This is a genomic window from Bradyrhizobium brasilense (assembly GCF_029714345.1).
In the GTDB taxonomy this organism is placed as follows: Bacteria; Pseudomonadota; Alphaproteobacteria; order Rhizobiales; family Xanthobacteraceae; genus Bradyrhizobium; species Bradyrhizobium australafricanum.
Genome location: NZ_CP121669.1, coordinates 1,236,624 through 1,255,405 on the forward strand (window position 1 = coordinate 1,236,624; position 18,782 = coordinate 1,255,405).

Sequence of the window (18,782 nt, forward strand, 5' to 3'; positions counted from 1 at the left end):
ATCTGCATGGCGACGGACAAGTGTGACAGATGCGGACGTTGTGTTGCAACAACTCACGCGCGTTGAACAGTCCAATTTCAATCCGTCTGCAGCAGCGCGAACGAGTTTGCAAAATTGTGATCGTCATCGGCGATCGCGAAGCAGAAAAGATGCGACAAAAAGTCTGCGCTGTCACAAATCCGCATAGGATACCGACAATAGTTCGCCCCGCTACATGCCGCGAGCCCTTCGTGGCAGACGAGTGGGTTGACTATGCACAAGATGCAAGTGGCGGCGTGCCTTGCTTTGCTGGCAGCGTTCGCAGGCGTGCGCGCCGCGAATGCCGGCGCTCTCGAGGAGGGCGCCGAGCGCTACCGGCCATATTTGATCGAGGGCGTCGCCAGTGCGCTGACAGGCGCGCGTGCGCTTCGCGAGCGCGCCGCGGCGGCGGATTTGCCTGGAGCGAAGAAGGCCTGGCTGTCGGCGCGCGCCGGCTGGGAGCGCTCGGAGGTGTTCACCGCGGGGTTCGTGCCTGAGCTCGACGCGCAGATCGACGCCTGGCCCAACGCGGACAGCGGGTTCCACGCCATCGAGGCGAAACTGTTCGGAGCTGCCAGCACCGACGTTGCCACCGATGCGACCGGCCTTGTCGAGCATCTGAACGATCTCCACGGCAAGCTCAAGGATATCAAGCTGACGCCGCAGGGCCTTCTGGATGGCACGGTGCGGCTCGCCTACGAAGTCGGAGAGAGCAAGGCCGATGGCGGCGAGTCGCGCATCAGCGGCACCTCGCTGGACGACATGCGCAACAACATCGCCGGCATCGACTTCGCCTACCACACGATCTTCTCGGCCGCGCTCAACACGGTCGACGGCAAGCTCGACGAGATGGTGACCAACCGGATCGAACAGCTCGAAGCGATTGTCGCCACGCCCGACCTGCCGCATGTCAACATTGCCGAACTGCGCCAGACCAGTGAGGAACTGGTGGTTGCGCTGCAGAGCGCCTCCGCAAAGCTCGGGCTGCAGCGGCCGACCCTGGAGGCCCAGGCGCGATGACATCGCTTCACCTGCGTCTGGCTGCGCTGCTCTCCGGTGTCATCGCCCTGGCACTGTTCGGGCGTGCGGTGGCGTTTCCGGTCGACGGTGACAAGACCGTACTGCCTGTCGCGACCGAACTGAACGAGGATGCGCTCGACAAGCCGCGCGAGGTTTTCCAGTCCGAGCGGACCGGAGCCAAGTCGTATCTGGTGAATCTCGGCGATCTCGCATTCAATTCGCCCGGGCTGCTCGGTGACGTGGCGCGGCAGGCCGGCGTGAGCTGCGGCACCTGCCACGTCAATGGCGCGAACAACGCCAAATTCTTCATGCCGAAGATGTCGAGCCGGCCCGGCACGTTCGACACCACCGGTCCGCTGTTCAATCCGAAGGCCAACAATCTGGCGTTCGATCCAGTGCGGATCCCGAGCCTGCGCGGCGCCCGTTATCTAGCGCCCTACGGCGCCGACGGCCGATTCGCCTCGCTGCGCGACTTCGTCCACAACGTCATCACCAACGAGTTCGCAGGTCCCGAGCCGTCGCCGGCAACGCTCGATGCGATCGTGGCGTATATTCACGACATCGACTTCCTGCCCAATCCGAGCCTTGGTCCCGCCGGACGGCTGGCCGGCAAGATCAGCGACGCGGAGCGCCGCGGCGAGGTGCTGTTCGCAAAGCCGTTCCCGCACGATCCCGCGCTGAGCTGCGCGGGCTGCCACGTTCCGTCGTCCGGCTTTGTCGATCACCAGCAGCACGATGTCGGTTCGGGCGGACTGTTCAAGACGCCGACGCTGCGCAATGCCGATTTCAACGCGCCGTACTTTCACGACGGCCGCTTCGACAATTACGACCAGGTCGTCGATTATTTCGACCGGACCTTTCAGCTCGAGCTCTCGGCGCAGGACAAGGGCGACCTCGTCGCCTATCTCACGGCAGTCGGCGATGGCGTTCAGCCCTATGAGCGCGACGGCGCCGGGGCAACGCTGAAGGAGATCAACGATTTCTCGACGGTGCTCGCGACCGCGATTCCGTCCGGTGACAAGGACATCGTCGCGCTGGCGGTCGATACGATCGGCCGCGAGTTGCGCGAGTTGACCGAGCAATATCCCGACCGCAAGAACACCAGCGTCTCGGGCGGCGAGCAGCAGCGCGTACTTGCGCGCAACGGCCTCAAGGAGCTCGTGCTCACGCTGCGGCGAATCGAGATGGCGGTTGCGGCAGGGCACAACGCGGATGCCGCAACCGAGTTCAGGAATTATCGCAATCTGATGGCTGCTGCAGTGCCTGCGCTGTTGGCCAGCGCCGAGCCGTGGTCGCTATTCAATCAAGGCGTGCATGACCAACATTATGCTGCGCTTCGCCAGGTGATGCGCTCCAGGCACCTTTCGCACTGATTGCGTTGTATTGGAGTGATTTTGCGATCCGCGCTGCGGCGCGGATGCGTGATCAATTTTCGTTCATTGGTTGCATGGTTGAATCGTGGAGATGCACTGCGCGGCGGCAGATGTCTCCTCAGAAAATATTTGAACGTTTCGAAATTTCTTGCGCGCTTTCATGTAAGCGAAAACCATGCGTCATATTGTCGCACTAAGCAGTGTGTGTTGCTAACCGCAAACACCCTGAGGTCGACAATGAGTTTGAATTACAAAAAGCACTGGCGAACCAGCACCGCGCTCTGCATCGCGTCAACGGTGCTCGTCGCAACAGCCGCATATGCCGCTCACTATCCGGGCGGTCGCAGTGATTGGGACAAGCGTCCGCATCACAATCACCAGGCGCACGAAGAGGGCGATCGTGCGAATCATGAGAACCATGGCCATCATGGTGACGGCGATCACGGCGTGAAGACCGCGTCGCCGATCAAGCACGTCATCATCCTGATCGGTGAGAACCGCGGCCTCGATCACACCTTCGGTATCTATAAGCCGAAGGGCAAGGGGCAGACCATCTCCAACCTGTTGTCGAAGGGCATCGTCAACGAGGATGGAACGCCGGGACCGAACTTTGCGCAGGCGCAGCAGTCCTCGGTCGCGGGCCAGCCCTTGTACTATATCGGCGCACCGACCATCGCGAAGTCGCCCTACAACGCGACCAACCCGATGCCGCAGCCGAACACGGCCGGCACGCCGACCGCGCAGAGCGACACCGCGCCCCCGTTCAAGACGATCGCCGAAGCCAGCGTCGAGAAGGACATGGACCCGGCCGATCTAGATATCCTCACCACCGGCTTCAGCGGCCTGCCGACCGGTGTGCTGGATACCCGCATTCCCGGCGCCGGCGGTCTGAACGGACCGTTCCAGCTGCAGGGTGAGCAGATCAGCGACGACGACTACACCGGCGACTCGACGCATCGCTTCTACCAGGATTGGCAGCAGGAAGACTGCAGCGCCGCCAACGCCACCAAGAAGAACAATTCGGGTTGCCTGAACGATTTGTTCCCGTTCGTGATGGCGACCTATTCGGCATCCAACAAGAGCATGGCCAACTCGATGGGCTACTACAACGCCCAGCAGGGTCAGGCTCCGGTCCTGAAGATGCTGGCCGACCGCTTCACCCTGAGCGACAACTTCCACCAGTCGTTCCATGGCGGCACCGGCGCGAACCACTTCATGCTCGGTACCGGTGACGCGGCCTTCTGGAGCGACGGCAAGGGCAATCCGGTGACGCCGCCGGCCAACCTGATCGCCAATCCGAATCCGGTCGCGGGTTCGGTCAACCGCTACACCGTCGATGGCAATTGGAGCAATTGCTCTGATGTCTTCCAGCCCGGCGTCAAGCCGATCGTCACCTACCTCAACAATCTGCCGTACGCGGCGGAGCCGAACTGCAAGCCCAACCACTACTACATGCTCAACAACGTCAACCCGGGCTATCTGCCGAACGGCGCGCTGTCGGGTGGCAACAACGTGCCGCCGTCGTCGGTTCGCACGATCGGCGATGCGCTCATGGAGAAGAACGTCTCCTGGGCGTTCTACGGTGGCGCGTTCAACGACGCCGTGGCGCTTTCCAACGCCGCGGTTGCCGCCAATCCGTCGAACCCCAACCTCAGCGCCGCTGCGGTCGCCGATCCGGCGCACGCGCTCGGCGTTGCCTACTGCCAGATCTGCAATCCGTTCCAGTATGCGACCTCGATCATGGCTAACCCGGCCGTGCGTCAGGCTCACATGAAGGACACTGCCGATCTGATCACGGCGATCCAGAACAACACGCTGCCTGCGGTGTCGTTCGGTAAGCCGGACGGCCTGCTCGACGGTCATCCGCAGAGCTCGAAGGTTGATCTGTTCGAGGCCTATGTCCTGAACGTGCTCAACTCGCTGGACAACAATCCGGAGCTGAAGGCTGAAACCGCGGTCTTCATCACCTGGGACGAGGCCGGCGGCTATTGGGACTCCGGCTACCAGCAGTCCATCGACTTCTTCGGCGACGGACCGCGCATTCCGACCCTGATCCTTTCGCCCTATTCGACGGGCGGCAAGGTCAACCACAACTACGCCGACCACGTTTCGCTGCTGAAGTTCATCGAACGCAACTGGGCTCTCCAGCCGCTCACGAACCGCAGCCGCGACAACCTGCCGAACCCGACCTACTCGAAGAACAACGAGTACGTTCCGACCAACAGCCCGGCATTGTCCGACATGTTTGACGCGTTCGACTTCAGCAAGCCGGTCACGTTGTCCTACACCGAGTGATCAAGCTCTCGCCCACGGCGAGGTCTTGACTGCATCCGAGGCCGGCGCCGATCGAACCAATGGTTCGGTCGGCGCCGTCATGTTCTGTCCCCACCACCTGATCGACCGGAGACACGCGATGAAACGCGACGAGAAGACGTGCGCGATCAGCAGCAGCGTCGCGGCCAGCCTGCTTGCCGTCGCCATCCTGGCCGGCGCGGCGATCCCGGCCACGGCGCAGCAGTTTTCCGCCGACCTCGTCGCGAACAAGGACGACACGGCAACCGCCATGGGAGCCTTGCGGGTCTCGGGCGGAAAAGCACGGATCGAGACAAGCACGCTGTCCGACGGCTTCTTCCTGATCGATACGGGTAAGCCCGCAGCCTATTTCGTCCGTCCGGCGGCACGGGTTTACATGGACGCGCGGCAATCGAGTCCGCTCACCCGGATGTTCATTCCGATCGATCCGGATGATCCCTGCCGGCAATGGCTGGCGATGGCGCAGCTGTCCGCGCCGATTGACCTCGCGACGTGGCACTGCGAGCGCGGTGGAGCGGAAAGGATCGCGGGGCACGATACCGACGTCTTTCGAATCGCCGCGCCGTCCGGTTTGAGCTTTGTCGGCTGGATCGATCGCGCGCGCAGATTTCCGGTACGGATCAAGACCGCGGACGGGACGGTGATCGCTGCCGATCACATCCGCGACGAGCCGCAGCCGGCGCAAACGTTTGAAATCCCCGCAGGCTTGCGCAAGTTCGACCCGCAGGCCTTGATCCGTCGGATACAGCAGAGCGATGTGTGGGTTGAGCCGCCGGCTTCGGAGTGAGCACGCTGTCCGTTATTGCGACTGCTGGCTTGTCACCGGCAGGATCCGGCCGAGCGCGGTGTAGTGCGACTGATGCACGTTGCTGTTGAACAGCGACCAGGGTTCGGCCTTCTTGAGAGCGACGGGTACGTCGAAGTGCACCAGCTGCGCAAAGTTGCGATATTCGGCCATCGCATCGTCGATACGGCCGGCGGCGACGTCGAGATCGATGCGGCGCAGGGTGAGAACGAGGTCCTTCAGGATCGCGCGCGCCGCCAGCCGCTCGTCCTTGCCACCGATCGAGGTGTTCCTGATGTCCGGGATGCGCTCGGTCAGTTCGCGCAGTTCGGCCCCGACCCCGGTCACGGCCAGTGACACCACCGCGGTGTCGGCAGCCGGGATCGCGACCTCGAGGACGCTCGAGAGCTCGAGGACCTCTTTCATCCGGAGCATGACGCCGTCCTTGTCGAACGGGCGTTCGCCGTCGCCGACCGCATTCAGATAGGCCACGAGGTCCTGGGTGTCCTGGGTCGACAGTTCGAGGTCGAACACACGATCGAAATGATCGACCACCTGTTCATAGCTGTCGTAGCGGCCATCGTGGAAATACGGGGCGTTGAAGTTGGCGTTCAGCAAAGTCGGGGTCTTGACCAGTCCACCGGATCCGACGTCGTGGCGCATCTGGTCGTTGAAGGTACCACCCGGAACATGACAACCGGCGCAGCTCAGCTCGGCCTGCTTCGGGAACGGCTTGAAGAACAGCGCCTCGCCGCGACGCTCGGCCAGGCTCGCCTGCGTGGCAAGCCTGCCGCCGGGCGCAATCTTCGGATTGGGGAGGAAATCGATATCGTTGATATAGGCGATGAGGCCGTCGAGAACCTCGTCGCGCGGCTTCGGACCGGAAAATTCATTGACGATGACGTTATAGACGAAGTCGCGCAACGAGGTGATGCGGCCGTCATGTCCGTAGGGGGCGAGGAAGCGGGCGCCGCGCAGGCTCGGAATCCTGACCGGATCGAGGATGCTGTTGAACGTCTTCGCGTTGAAGACAAGGCTGGTCGTATCGAAGGTGCCGGGGCGGGAGGATGCGCCCGGAACGAACAGTTTCGGGTTCGATGCGCCGTTGACGTGACAGGTGCCGCAGCTCATCTCGGCCTGACGCGCCTTGCCACCCAGGATGGAAGGCGAGTTGAACGCGAGATCGCCGAGATTGACCAAATAGGACTTTCGCCCGCCAACGGCTTCGGAATGAAAGAGTTCGCGCGGCCGCGCCAGCGCTTCCTCGGAAAATTCGGTGCCGGCCGGCAGCACGGTCTGGTCGCCGCCGAGCGGGAACGCCGTCGCGCGCAACGGGAGCAGGGCAACGACGAGCGCCAGCCACGCGACCCGTGCCGGTCTGACGCCGCGATCAGCGGCTGTCGCACGATGTTTTCCGGAGCCGGACGCCAGAATATCCCAAGCCATCGCGCGAAAACGCCCCTGTCACAAATGCATATGCGCTGCCGTGCGTCGGAAGATGTCACGGAGGTGACAGTTTCCTGTCGGCAGGATCAATGACCATCTGACTGGATAGACGAATTTTGATTGCGGTTTGATGACGCGCGATCAGCGAAGCGCAACGCAGTCTGCCTTTGACACGGTGAAAGTCTGTTGGCGCGCGAGCATCTTTCCGCGCGTTTGCGCGCGCGTCGAAAAACAGTCATCCCAGCGAAATGTGTTTTGCATAGCGTGTAGCTCCATTTCTATTTCTTTCTAAATCAGGAGAGCACTATGCGGCTTTGGGGAGCCATTCCGGCGCTCGCGGTTGTTGTTGGCGCCGTTGCCATCTCGCCGGTAGCGAACGCAGAGAATTTGGTCGAAAAGATCGTTGATGAGTTCAAGCACGAGATCAAGGACGAGCTGCGCGACCTGCGGGATCGTGGCCATGAAGGCGTGCACCAGTACAAGCACATCGTCGTCATCTATCAGGAGAACCACAGCTTCGATAACCTCTACGGTCACTGGGGCGACGTCGGCCGCGACCGGATCAACGGCACATCCTATGCCGATCAGGCGCACACCCTGCAGGTTCGGCAGGACAACCAGACCGTCTATGCTTGTCTGCTGCAGAACGACGTCAACCTGACTTCTCCGTCGCCGCAACCGACCAGCTGCACCGACAATACGGGCACGGTCGCGATCCTGAGCGCCTTCAAGAACAAGCCGTTCGAGATCAATGAATTCATTCCGACCTCGGCCACCACCTGCCCGAAGCCGCTCGGCGCTTTCGCGGCCCACGGTTTCCTCAACGGCACCGGCGCGCCCGGCGGCTGCACCGCGGACATCGTGCACCGCTTCTACAGCGAGCAGTATCAGCTGAACGGCGGCCGGCAGAACCGCTACATGACCGGCAGTGACGCGGCCGGTCTGGTGATGGGCTATTACGACACCAAAAAGCTGCCGATCTACACCTATCTCCACGGCAACGGCGCGCCGAACTACATCATCGCGGACAGCTTCTTCCAGGGCGCCTTCGGCGGTTCGTTCCTCAACCACCAGTTCCTGGTCGCCGCCGCGGCGCCGCAGTTCGTCGGTGCCCTGAATGACGGCAGCGCTAACGACTTCCACTCGATCGTCGATGCCAACGGCATGCCGACCAGCACGCCGCTCTACACGCCGCTCTCGACCGTGAAGGATGCGCAGCTGACGGCGAAGTGCAATCAGGCCGGCCTGCCGGCGGGCCTCGCCTGCGGCGACTACGCGGTCAACACGACGCAGCCGTTCTATCAGCCCTATTCCCCGGGCACCGCCGACATCAAGCGCCTGCCGCCGCTGCACACGCCGAACATCGGCGATCGGCTGTCGGCAAAGCACGTCGATTGGGCCTGGTATTCGGGCGGCTGGTCGAACGCCAACGGCGACGTCGGCGCTTCGGGCTGGACCAATGGCAACGGCACGACCTGCACCGACCCGAACCATGTCTCGACGGCGGTGTTCCCGAACTGCCCGGACGTGGATTTCCAGTACCATCATCAGGCGTTCAACTACTTCGCCAACTACGCTCCCGGAACGCGGGCCCGCAAGGATCGCCTGAAGGACGAGGCGGAGTTCATCCAGGCGGCGAAGACCGGCCGGCTGAAGCAGGTCAGCTTCATCAAGCCGATCGGCGAGGAAAACGAGCATCCGGGCTACACCAGCGAGTCCGAAGGCAGCCAGCATCTCGTCGATCTCGTCAAGGCGATCGTCGAGGGGCCGGATGGCAAGGACACGCTGATCGTCATCACCTATGACGAGTTCGGCGGGCAGTGGGATCACGTTCCCCCGCCGCCGTTCAACCGTCATGGTGCCGAAGCCAAGGCTGCGGATCAGTGGGGCCCGGGCACCCGCATTCCGGCACTCTTGATCGCCAAGCGGTTCAACAAGTCGGGCGTCGCGCATGAGGACTTCGACACCACGTCGATCCTCAAGATGCTCGAAAAGCGCTTCGAACTCGATCCGCTGGTGACCCGTCCGGTGCGTAGCCTCTCGGCGGCGCTGAAGGCCGGCGAGGGCTGGCACTGACATGAGAAGCGGTTCTGGCCCGCGTCAACGTCTGACGCGGGCCAGAGTGCCGGCCATGCGCCCAAGTGATCGGTACACGAAGCGATCGCTACATGATCAGATCGTGTAGCGGATGGGTCATGACGGCGTCCGGCGTATGGTCCGGGAAGAAATCTGCTTGGTGCTCCGGGACCGGCCCAACTGCCGGCGTTCCACCAGCTGCAACTCCTTGTGCCAGCTGGAATCCAGCGGAATCGTCCTGGCGGCCGAACCACGCGAGGCTTTGATCGAATTGTGGAGGGGACGAAGCTCCCTGCTGTTCAAGGCTCGAAGGCTCCGCGAAATGAAAGGACTGCTCGGTCGTTCCCGACGTTCCGCCGTCTACAAAGGGCAAGATTGCCTGAGACAACGCCGCGTCCTCGTGGCTACTCGTTGACATCGGACTAACATCGGGTGCGGGAGCGCTGGCGCCGACCGGCGGCGCGGGGCTGTCCTGGCTGGCGGCGAATATGAAGGTGTCCATCCCCGCCGTGTGGCACTGAATATCGACCTGAAGGCTGCTCGTGGCCGAATCGCCGTCCGCATCGACCGCCGTCACGTCGAACAGCAGATCCGCATTGATGCTCGTCTTTTCGGTATAGCTGATGTTGTTGATCGCGAAGGTGGGACACCCGGCTTCCACCCGATCGTAGTCGACCTGGACTTGATCGAACGACCTGTCAACGTAAAGCGTATACGTCGTCGTCGTGGCATCAAAGGTGTAGGTGTCGATCAGCGAAGCATCCGATGTCTCCTGCACCACGAAGCCGGCACTGCCGCAGAGCGGCCTGGGAACATCGATGCAGAAGTCGTGAACGTCGGCGCTGCCATCAAGAACCTTGAGGATCACATCGGCGGTGCCGTAGCCCTGCCATTCCGTGAGATTGAAGCCGACCTGCGACTGCTTCTCGGTGAACGCGAGATTCAACTGCTCGGCCGGGTCCATCTGCAGTCCACTGTCGCCGACCGCAATACCGCAGTCCGATGCCTTGACATCGAGCGGCTGGCCGGCGCAGTCCGACCCGGTAATAACCAGTTGTCCGTCCGGAGCCGTCAATGACGGCGTGCCGCAGATCGGGGCATCAAAATCGGAGCCATGGACGGTGACGTCCTTCGACGGCCCGGCGTGCTCGAGATCAAAGCAGAATGTTCCATCCGGATTGATCAGCAACTTGAAATAAGGATCGTCCAACCTGCCGCCGCAATCGGTAAGATACGCGTCGAGTTCGACGCCGCCGCCCACTTCATGGGTCGTATAGTAGAAGTTGTAGTCATCGCCATGTCCGGTGACGTGCACCGCGGTGACGCCGTTGCCCAGGCATGATGTGGCCAGATCATATCCCGTGCAGCCGACCGGACCGTTGTGGACGGCAACGAACATCGCGGCATCGCCATCCGCGCCGAAATTGATATCGTAGGTACCTGTCGCAGTCTGATGATCCTGAGCGGCGACGAAGGTCTCCGGGAAGCCGCAAATGGTCGGGTGATCGTCCGTGATCGTCAGTTGCTTGCCGAGGTCGATGCACGCGCTCTGGAAGTCGCCGTCCTTGTCCGTGATGGTGGCAACCAGGCTTACGACGCCGGCGGTCAGCGACACGGCTTCGCCGCTGTCAGGGCCGGCGCAGGCCGGATGCGTCACCGCGCGATATTCGGTGAAGGTGACGCATCCCGTGGCCGGATCAACCGCGATGGTGAATGCCAGCGCGCCACTTGCTGTGCCAACATGGCCTTCGATGGTGTTGCCGTTCAGAACCAGCACGTCGGAGCAGCCGGTATGCGAATCGATCAGACCGGATGGGGTGCAGTCACCTCCGTTGATCGACAGTGCATAGTGAGTCGTCGCGCCGTCGGCGCCCTGGAGCGAGGTGAACGCTGTCGAGAAATCGGCAGAAATTTTCGTCAGCGCGGCGTCCGGTGCCGAGCCCGCGACATGGTCGTCCAGTGCCGTTGCCGTCAGGTGCGTCTCGCTCAGCGTCAGCGACGGAGCGGTGCAATTGGCCCGGATGCAGGGGCCATCGTCGCTGATGGTCAGCCTGCTGCCGAGGTCGAGGCCGGCGCTCTGGAAGTCGCCGTCCTTGTCCGTGATCGTGGCAGTTAGGCTCACGATGCCCGCGGCCAGCGATACGGCTTCGCCGCTGTCCGGGCTGGTGCCGAGCGGTTGCTCCACCGGCCGGTAGTCGGTGAAGGTCACGCGTCCCGTGGCCGGATCGAGCGTGATGGTGAAGGCCAGTGTGCCGTTGGTCGCGCCGACGCGGCCTTCGATCGTGTTGCCGTTCAGAACCAGCAGGTCAGCGAGGCCGGTATGCGAGTCGATCAGCCCCGACGCCGTGCCGTTGCCGCCAGTGATCGTCAGCGCGTAGCGGATGGTCGCGCCATCGGCGCCTTGCACCGAAGTGAACGCCGTCGAGAAATCGGCGGAAGTCGTCGTCAGCGCCGCGTCCGGTGCCGAGCCGGCGATGTGGTCGTCCAGCGCCGTTGCCGTCAGATGCGTCTCACTCAGCGTCAGCGATGGGGCTGTGCCCGCCGCCTCGATGCGCGGGCCATCGTCCGTGATTGTCAGCTGCTTGCCGAGGTCGATGCTTAGATCCTGGTACTGGCCGTCGCTCTCCGTGACCGTCGCGATCAGGTTGACGAGGCCGGTCCCCAGCGCGATCCCTTCGCCGCTGTCAGGGCTGGTGCCCGACGATTGTTCGACCGCGCGGTGCTCGACGAAGGTCACGCGGCCCGTGGCCGGGTCAACCGTGATGGTGAACGCGAGCGCCCCGCTTGCCGTGCCGACATGGCCTTCGATGGTGTTGCCGTTCAGAACCAGCAGGTCAGCGAGGCCGGTATGCGAATCGATCAGCCCCGACGCCGTACCGTTGCCGCCGGTGATCGTCAGTGCGTAGCTGACCGTCAGACCCGGTTCGGTGACGAATGCCGCCGAGAACTCGCCTGATGTCGTCGTCAGCGCGGCGTCCGGTGCCGAGCCGGCGATGTTGTCGTCCAGCGTCGTCGCTGTCAGATGGGTCTCGCTCAATGTCAGCGATGGCGCGGTTCCGATCTCGATCAAAGGGCCGTGGATGGTGAGTGTCACCGTCTGCGGGGTTCCGCCGATCGTGGTCACCGTGAAGCTGTCGGTCAGCGTGTTGCCGACATGGAGGGCTTGCACGGAGCTGTTGGCGTTGTCGAGCGTATAGGTCCACACGCCGGCCGTTGTGAGCGTGAATGAGCCGTAGCCACCTGCGCTTGTCGTCGGCGCGTTCACGGCGGTGAAGGTATTGGCGGGATCGTCGACATCGGTGTCGGTGAGCGTGCCGTTTGCGATGAGCAGGCCGGGCGAGGCATGACTGACGCCGACCGCACCCACCACCGCGCCGGCCTTGGTGCCGGAAATGATGGAGGCGTCGTCGGCGCCCAGGATGCTGATGTCGAAGCTCTCGCTGGCCGAAAGCGCGCCGTCCGAGACCGTGATCACGAAGCTCTGGGTCGTGTTGGCCTTCAGCGCGTTGATTGCGGTATTGTTCGGAACGAAGGTGTAGCTTCCGGTGGCGCTGTTGAGATAGAGCGTGCCAAATGTACCGACGCTCGACACGTCGTATGTCGCCTGTCCCAGCACCGTATCGCCTGCGGCGCCTCCGCTGATGCCGAATTTCAGTGCGCCGCCCTTGATGCTGCTCGCGGAAAAGGTCCCGCTCGCCGCATTGAAGTCGTCAAATATCACCGTATCGATTTCAGTCGGCCCCGCTCCGAGGTTCAGCTTCGGCGGAGCCGGCGGCAGCTTGAAGAGATCATTTTTCGCGAAGGTCGCCACCGGTAGCGGCCCGAGCGTATCTTGCACCGGCGACAGCGGGGACTGCTGAATAAAATTGATCGGCAGCAGCAGTTGGCCGCCTTCGAGAGCAGGCATGCCGGACCCTTTCGATGCCGGTCCTTTCTCGAAATAGGCGAGGGTCTCCTGTTGGGCGTCCCGCAATTCCTCCATGTGCGAAGGGGAATTCGTGGCATGGTTCACGCCGACGGAGGAGCCTCTTCTGCTCAGGATGATCGTCTCTTCGGGATCCTCGACGATGATGTGACGAGGGATCGCCTCCTTGGTGACGAGTTCGAACACGCCGTGGTGGAGGTCCTTGTATTTGATGTTGTCGTCGTCCAGGAGCGTGACGTTCGGCTCCGCGGCCCGGGCGTCCTCCAGCAGCGAGAAGGTCAGGGCGGCCAACGACAGCATGCCGAGGCCGCTGGCGCGGATGGTGCCAACCGGTGTGTCCGCCGTCAGGACGCCAGACCCTGCGAGCCGGCTGCCGATGAGGCGGAAGAGGCTTCTGGTTTTCGCGAACAGGCCCGGCCGCAAGCCTCCGCCGGGGTCCTGCGCGATGTCCAACTCCAGCCGGGTGCCGGCCGGCAAATTGAGCACCCTGCCATCGACCAGGCGGATTTCGATCCGCCCGCCGGCTCCGATCTCGATGACGTCACCCTGGCGAACGGGATCGCCAGCTACGATCTGAATTGGTATGCCGCGGGCACGCGCGATCGTGCCGCAGCCGATCGCCGTCCGAACAGTGCCAACTACGCGGGGCGGCTGGCCCAAAACGGCCATGCACGCGTCCCCGAACTCTACGCCGGACGCAACTGACATTGGCTTTTTGCCTGTTAGGCAGTTCGAGCGGAAAGTGGCGCCGCAGTTTTTTTATTTTGGCTTGGTTCGGCCACGCGGCGAAAAACCCCGCGCCGTCAGCCATAGGCTTGTCCGCTGAAACGTCCTGATTGAAACCAAATTCGGCAGTAAAATGGAATTCCAATACTGCGGGGAAGCCTTACGAAAAGGACAGAACAGCTGTCCTTTATCGCGCGTGCAGCCCCGCAAAATTAATAGTATGATTACCATGCAAATTGTCCACTTATTAATTTTTAGTCGAACTGCGTCAGGCATTTAGGCCTGTCTGCGACAACTCGTTTGGCACTCAAGGTCCTGCGGTCTCGGCCCGGTGGTCCCGATCACCATCGAGCCACGACACGACAAGATCTTCTCGTGGAGGGGATCGTGCGCATCCATTTGATTGTTCAATTGCTTGCAAGCTTCGTCCTGGCCATCGCAACGCTCACGCCCGGCCAGGTGCAGGCGCAAACCGAACCGGACAATATCCAATTGAAATTCATCGGAAGGGTCGTAGCCGCCACCGGTTCGGTCACGATCGAGCATCCGAATGCAGTCGTCGTTCAGGCAGGGCTGCCCGGCAAACTGCCTCAGGCGCAGGTCGGCGACCCCGTGTATCTGGGCGACGTGGTGCAAACTGGAGCTGACGGACGCGTCGGGATCAATTTCTCCGACGGCACTTCGTTCAATCTGTCGAGCAACGCCAAGATGGCGATGACCGAGTTCGTGTACGACCCGAACGGTAAGTCGAACTCGACCTTGCTCAAACTGACCAACGGGACGTTCACCTTCGTTGCCGGCAACATTGCGAAGACCGGCGACATGAAGATCGACACCCCTGTCGCAACGATGGGCATTCGAGGCACCACGCCACGCATCGAGATATCGGACGATGGAACGGTGAGGTTCGCCACGCTCGTTGAAGAGGGCAAGAGCAAGGTCAGGAAGGTCGGGACTCGAACGCCGCAGCAACCTGAGCAAAACACCCTTCACAAGTTCAATCCCAACATCTGTCGAGGGTGCTAGGCCAGGCGCAGCCAGTTTCGTGCAAAGCAAGGCCCGATATGAAACTTCGTGCAAGCGCCGGCGCAATTGTCAGCCTGATATCGCTCCTCGTTGCGACGCTCCCAGTGTTGCCGGCGGTCGCGCAGAACCCGAAGAAGGATAGCTATCTCCGCACGATCGGGTTGTGCAGCGGCCTCGATCGCACGCCGGCCGATGCGCGCATTGCTGCCTGCACGGCGCTGATCGATGCGGGGCAGGACATGACCCAGGCTGGCCTAGCGATCGCCTACAACAACCGTGGCAACGCCTACGCCGCCAAGGGAGACTACGACGGCGCCATCCGGGATTTCGATCGATCGATCGAACTCAATCCGACCTACACCAAGCCGTTCAACAACCGCGGCGTGGCCTATCTCAGGAAGCGCGAATATGATCGCGCAACCGACGCCTTCGATCAGGCGATCAGGCTCAATCCGAACTACGGCGAGGCCTTCGCCAACCGCGCCGGCGCCTATTTGAAGAAGAACGATTATGCGCGCGCGGCGCAGGACTACGATGAGGCAATTCGCCTCGAGCCGAAGCTGGACGGGGTGTGGAACGGACGCTGCTGGAGCCGGGCCATCCTCGGCGAATTGCAGGCGGCGCTGGAAGATTGCAACAAGGCCCTTCAATCGGTGTCAGCCAACGCCGCGACGTATGACTCGCGTGGCCTGATCTATCTGAAGACCGGCGAGCTCGGCGCGGCGATCGCCGACTACAGCTCCGCACTTCGCATCGATCCCAAGCTCGCAAGCGCACTTTATGGCCGCGGCCTGGCGAAGGTGAAGCAGGGTGACAAGGCTGGCGGCAATACCGACATGGCGGCGGCCAAGGCAATCCAGGGCAGCATCGGCGACGATTTCACACGCTACGGCGTGCGATAGGCGAGTGGTCGACGACTTGATGCTATCGCCGCGGATGCGCCCCGGCCAGCCGGCTAGTCCATGATCTCGACCGTCGCCGAACGGCCGGCGACCAGCGCGATGCGATCCGGCAGGTGGTCCAGCGCGATGCGCACGGGGATGCGCTGTGCGAGCCGAACCCAGCTGAAGGTCGGATTGACGTTTGCGAGCAGGCTCGCGCCGGCCGCGCGGTCGCGATCCTCGATGCCGGCCGCAATGCTCTCGACATGTCCGGTGAGCCGCACCGGCTCGCCCATCAGCCGGATCTGCGCCTTGTCGCCGACGCGAATGCGCGCGAGCTTGGTCTCCTCGAAATAGCCTTCCACATGCAGCGTGTCGGTGTCGACCAGCGCCATCACGCCCTTGCCGGCGGTGACGTAGGCGCCCGGCCGCAGGTCCATATTGGTGATGGTGCCGTTCACCGAAGCGTGCACCTCGCTGCGATCCAGATTAAGCTGAGCGACGGCGCGGTCGGCGACCGCCTGGTCATAGGCCGCCTTGGCCTGCAGCTGCGTCGCCAGAACCTGCTCCTGCTTCTGCTGCGACACCGCATCGGTGGTCAGCGAGCTGTAGCGCTTGAGGTCGGCGTCGGCCTGATCCAGCGTCGCGCGATGGCCGGCGACCGCAGCATCGGCCTGCTTCAGCGCCAGGGCAAAGCGTGCGCGATCGATCCGGAACAGGATGTCGCCGCGACGCACCGGCTGATTGTCCCTGACCAGCACGTCGGTGACGAAGCCGGAGACGTCGGGGGCCACCTGGATCACGTCGGCGCGGACCCTGCCGTCGCGGGTCCATGGCGATTCCATATAGTAGACCCAGAGCGCGCGAGCGACAGCGAGCGCGGCGACGACGGCGACCGCGGTCAGCGCAACCCGGCCGAGCCAGGCGAAATTCGCTTTCATGGCAGAAACTCCGAAAGATAAACCACGACGCCCAGCAGGCATACGTACAGGGCGAAATTGAACAGCGCGCGATGCCAGACCAGCCGGTAGAACCCGAAGCGCTGCATGATCCGGCTCGCCACGGCGCTCAGCGCATAGGCAACGATGAGCCACAGCAGCAGCGCCGGAACGAGCACGCCGTAAATGTCGAGCTCATATCTCATGCGGCGAAACTCTCCTCGGGCTGCGATCGATACGCGGGTGCATCCGGAAACAGGCAGCGGCGGATGCCGACGAGGCCGAGCAATGCATCGTCCCGGGCGCGCTCATTGGGGTCCTTGACGACCGCGGTCAGCGCCGTATCGATGCATGACACCAGTTCGGCCGGCATTGCCTGGTCCGCACGGGCGCGGAACGCCGCCGCGAGGTCGTCCAGCATATCGTCGATGGCACGCACGGTCACTGCGGCGAGGCCGTAGCGCGCCCGCCTGAGGTCGATGATGTTGAGCCCGATGCGGAGCTGGACCAAGCTGTCAGCATCGCGGCGGTCGCTCTCAGAGATGAAGGCGATGCGCTGGACCAACAGGCCGAGCCGATGCAGCATCAGGCCGGCAAACTGCGCGCGATCGCCGTGGCCGCGCCGCTCGGCCGCGACCGCGAGCGTCTGCCAGCTCGACGTCATCAGCCGCTTGGCGATCCATTCGGCGCCGACGCCGCGCGCGATCCGCGTCACGATCTCCGCGATGACAACACCGAGGAAGAAGGCGACCGACGTGTTGGCGAAACTGGCGAAATCCGCGCTGTAGGTCGATTGCAGCGCGAGCAGCGTCGCGGTGTTGGCGGCGAGCGCCATCCCGATCGGCGCGGTTTTGGGCCGTGCGATCAAAAAGCCGTATAGGAGGAAGGTCGGCGCCAGCGCCGCGATCAGGACCTCGACATGGGAGATGCCCGGCACCAGCGCGAACTGATAGATCGCGACGATGACGATCGCGACCAGTGAAAACAGGCCGAAGGCCCGGATGCTGCGCGCTGGCTCGTCCTGCGCGGCGAAGAACGAGCAGGCGACCGCCGCCATCATCGGCGCCGAGGCGCCATCGGCCCAGCCGGTCGCAATCCACAGGCCGCAGCAGATCAGGATGGCGACCGTTGCGCCCGCGGCCGACCACAGCGCCATGCCGTGGTCGCGATGACGGACCGGTGCGGCCCCCGACTCCGGGTGGAACGCCAGCGGGACGCTGGAGATATCCCGGCCCGCGGCGATCGCATCGCCCAGCGCGCGGCAGTCGGCCGAGATATCGACAAGCTCGCGCAGCCGGAGCAGCAGGCTGATCGTGATGATGCGTTCCCGCGGCGCGATGCCGTCGAGCGCAGATTGCCGCTCGGCGATCGCGGCGCGGATCTGCTCGCCGGATTGCCGCTGGCGGTCCTCGTCCACGATCCATGCGCCGATATCGCCGATCAGGCGTTGCAGCTCAGGTTGCCGTTGCGGCGCCGCTTCGCCAAGTGCGGCAAGCCGGTCTTCGATCGACGTGATGATCGGCAACAGCATCAGCATGCGCAGCCGGACCTCGCCGAGGCCACGCACGGTGCCGGCGTCGGCCAGCCGGTCATAGGCGACATGGGTCGCCAGCGTATCGATCTCGACGATGTCGGTTGCAAGACGGTGACGTTGGGCCCGGCGCGTCTCGCCGGTCCCACGGTCAAGCAGCACGTCGCGTGACAGACGGCGCGCATCCGACAGCCAGCTCCTGATGCGGCCGCCGACCGCCGGCGCGACGCTGCGGGGAAACACCACCGTCGACACCAGGCTCGCACAGATGATGCCGAGCGAGATCTCCTCGACCCGTGCCAGCGCTACATCGAAGATGCTGCCCGGCTCGGCCACCGACGGAAAGCCGATCAGTGCGACGGTATATCCGCCCAGCATGAAGACATAGCTGCGCGGCGTGCCGTCGAGCAGCGACAGATAAAGGCAGAGTCCGACCCAGAGCGCGATCGCGAGGCACAGCAGCTCCGGCGCGTTGACGAGGTTCGGCACCATGGCGACCGTGACGCTCGCGCCGACCAGCGTACCGATCACGCGGAAGAACGCCTTCGAGCTGGTCGCGCCGGCCAGCGGCTGCGAGGTGATGTAGACCGTCGCCATCGCCCAATAGGGACGCGGCAGATCGATCGCCAGGGCGATGACAAGCGCCAGCATCGACGCCGCGAACGTCTTCAACGCGAAGATGAGATCCGCGTGGCGGACCAGGAACGGCTCTTCCGCGCGCATGA

General features: G+C 63.3%; 12 protein-coding genes. 7 read left to right on the forward strand and 5 right to left on the reverse strand.

Annotated elements, in window-relative coordinates:
- Window positions 1-252 precede the first annotated feature (252 nt).
- From QA635_RS05590 to QA635_RS05605, 4 genes are all read left to right on the forward strand, one after another.
- A complete protein-coding gene (locus QA635_RS05590) occupies window positions 253-1,038 on the forward strand; it encodes an EfeM/EfeO family lipoprotein (RefSeq protein ID WP_092080432.1) in 786 nt (261 codons plus the stop codon).
- On the forward strand, window positions 1,035-2,411 hold the full coding sequence (locus QA635_RS05595) for a cytochrome c peroxidase (RefSeq protein ID WP_283067641.1): 1,377 nt from the start codon (window positions 1,035-1,037) through the stop codon (window positions 2,409-2,411). Before QA635_RS05590 ends, QA635_RS05595 begins: the two co-directional genes overlap by 4 nt.
- 243 nt (window positions 2,412-2,654) lie before the next feature.
- Window positions 2,655-4,706, forward strand: a complete 2,052-nt coding sequence (locus tag QA635_RS05600; RefSeq protein ID WP_410469796.1) for an alkaline phosphatase family protein — start codon at window positions 2,655-2,657, stop codon at window positions 4,704-4,706.
- Window positions 4,657-5,511 (forward strand): hypothetical protein, encoded by an 855-nt coding sequence (locus QA635_RS05605; RefSeq protein ID WP_283067645.1) that lies wholly within the window; start codon window positions 4,657-4,659, stop codon window positions 5,509-5,511. Before QA635_RS05600 ends, QA635_RS05605 begins: the two co-directional genes overlap by 50 nt.
- Window positions 5,512-5,523: 12 nt before the next feature.
- On the opposite strand, the gene QA635_RS05610 is transcribed toward QA635_RS05605, so the two are convergent.
- Window positions 5,524-6,954, reverse strand: a complete 1,431-nt coding sequence (locus QA635_RS05610) for a cytochrome c peroxidase (protein WP_283067647.1) — start codon at window positions 6,952-6,954, stop codon at window positions 5,524-5,526.
- 306 nt (window positions 6,955-7,260) lie between these two features.
- On the opposite strand from QA635_RS05610, the gene QA635_RS05615 reads away from it, so the two are divergent.
- Window positions 7,261-9,030 (forward strand): alkaline phosphatase family protein, encoded by a 1,770-nt coding sequence (locus tag QA635_RS05615; protein ID WP_283067649.1) that lies wholly within the window; start codon window positions 7,261-7,263, stop codon window positions 9,028-9,030.
- A gap of 88 nt (window positions 9,031-9,118) precedes the next feature.
- Here the strand turns inward: QA635_RS05615 and QA635_RS05620 are convergent, their stop codons facing one another.
- The gene (locus QA635_RS05620) at window positions 9,119-13,432 is read right to left on the reverse strand and encodes a DUF5801 repeats-in-toxin domain-containing protein (protein ID WP_283067651.1); all 4,314 of its coding nucleotides are present in this window, start codon (window positions 13,430-13,432) and stop codon (window positions 9,119-9,121) included.
- Between the two features lie 636 nt (window positions 13,433-14,068).
- On the opposite strand from QA635_RS05620, the gene QA635_RS05625 reads away from it, so the two are divergent.
- Both QA635_RS05625 and QA635_RS05630 read left to right on the forward strand, forming a co-directional pair.
- Window positions 14,069-14,707, forward strand: a complete 639-nt coding sequence (locus QA635_RS05625) for a FecR family protein (RefSeq protein ID WP_425249135.1) — start codon at window positions 14,069-14,071, stop codon at window positions 14,705-14,707.
- Window positions 14,708-14,745: 38 nt separating this feature from the next.
- Complete coding sequence (locus QA635_RS05630) at window positions 14,746-15,609, forward strand: tetratricopeptide repeat protein (RefSeq protein ID WP_283067655.1); 864 nt, start codon at window positions 14,746-14,748, stop codon at window positions 15,607-15,609.
- Between the two features lie 53 nt (window positions 15,610-15,662).
- On the opposite strand, the gene QA635_RS05635 is transcribed toward QA635_RS05630, so the two are convergent.
- The 3 genes from QA635_RS05635 to QA635_RS05645 are packed head-to-tail and all read right to left on the reverse strand — an operon-like array spanning window position 15,663 to window position 18,780.
- Complete coding sequence (locus tag QA635_RS05635; RefSeq protein ID WP_076827398.1) at window positions 15,663-16,529, reverse strand: efflux RND transporter periplasmic adaptor subunit; 867 nt, start codon at window positions 16,527-16,529, stop codon at window positions 15,663-15,665.
- Entirely contained in the window at window positions 16,526-16,732 is a 207-nt protein-coding gene (locus QA635_RS05640; protein WP_092080457.1) for a DUF1656 domain-containing protein, read from the reverse strand. Before QA635_RS05640 ends, QA635_RS05635 begins: the two co-directional genes overlap by 4 nt.
- Window positions 16,729-18,780 (reverse strand): FUSC family protein, encoded by a 2,052-nt coding sequence (locus QA635_RS05645; protein WP_283067659.1) that lies wholly within the window; start codon window positions 18,778-18,780, stop codon window positions 16,729-16,731. Before QA635_RS05645 ends, QA635_RS05640 begins: the two co-directional genes overlap by 4 nt.
- Window positions 18,781-18,782 lie beyond the last annotated feature (2 nt).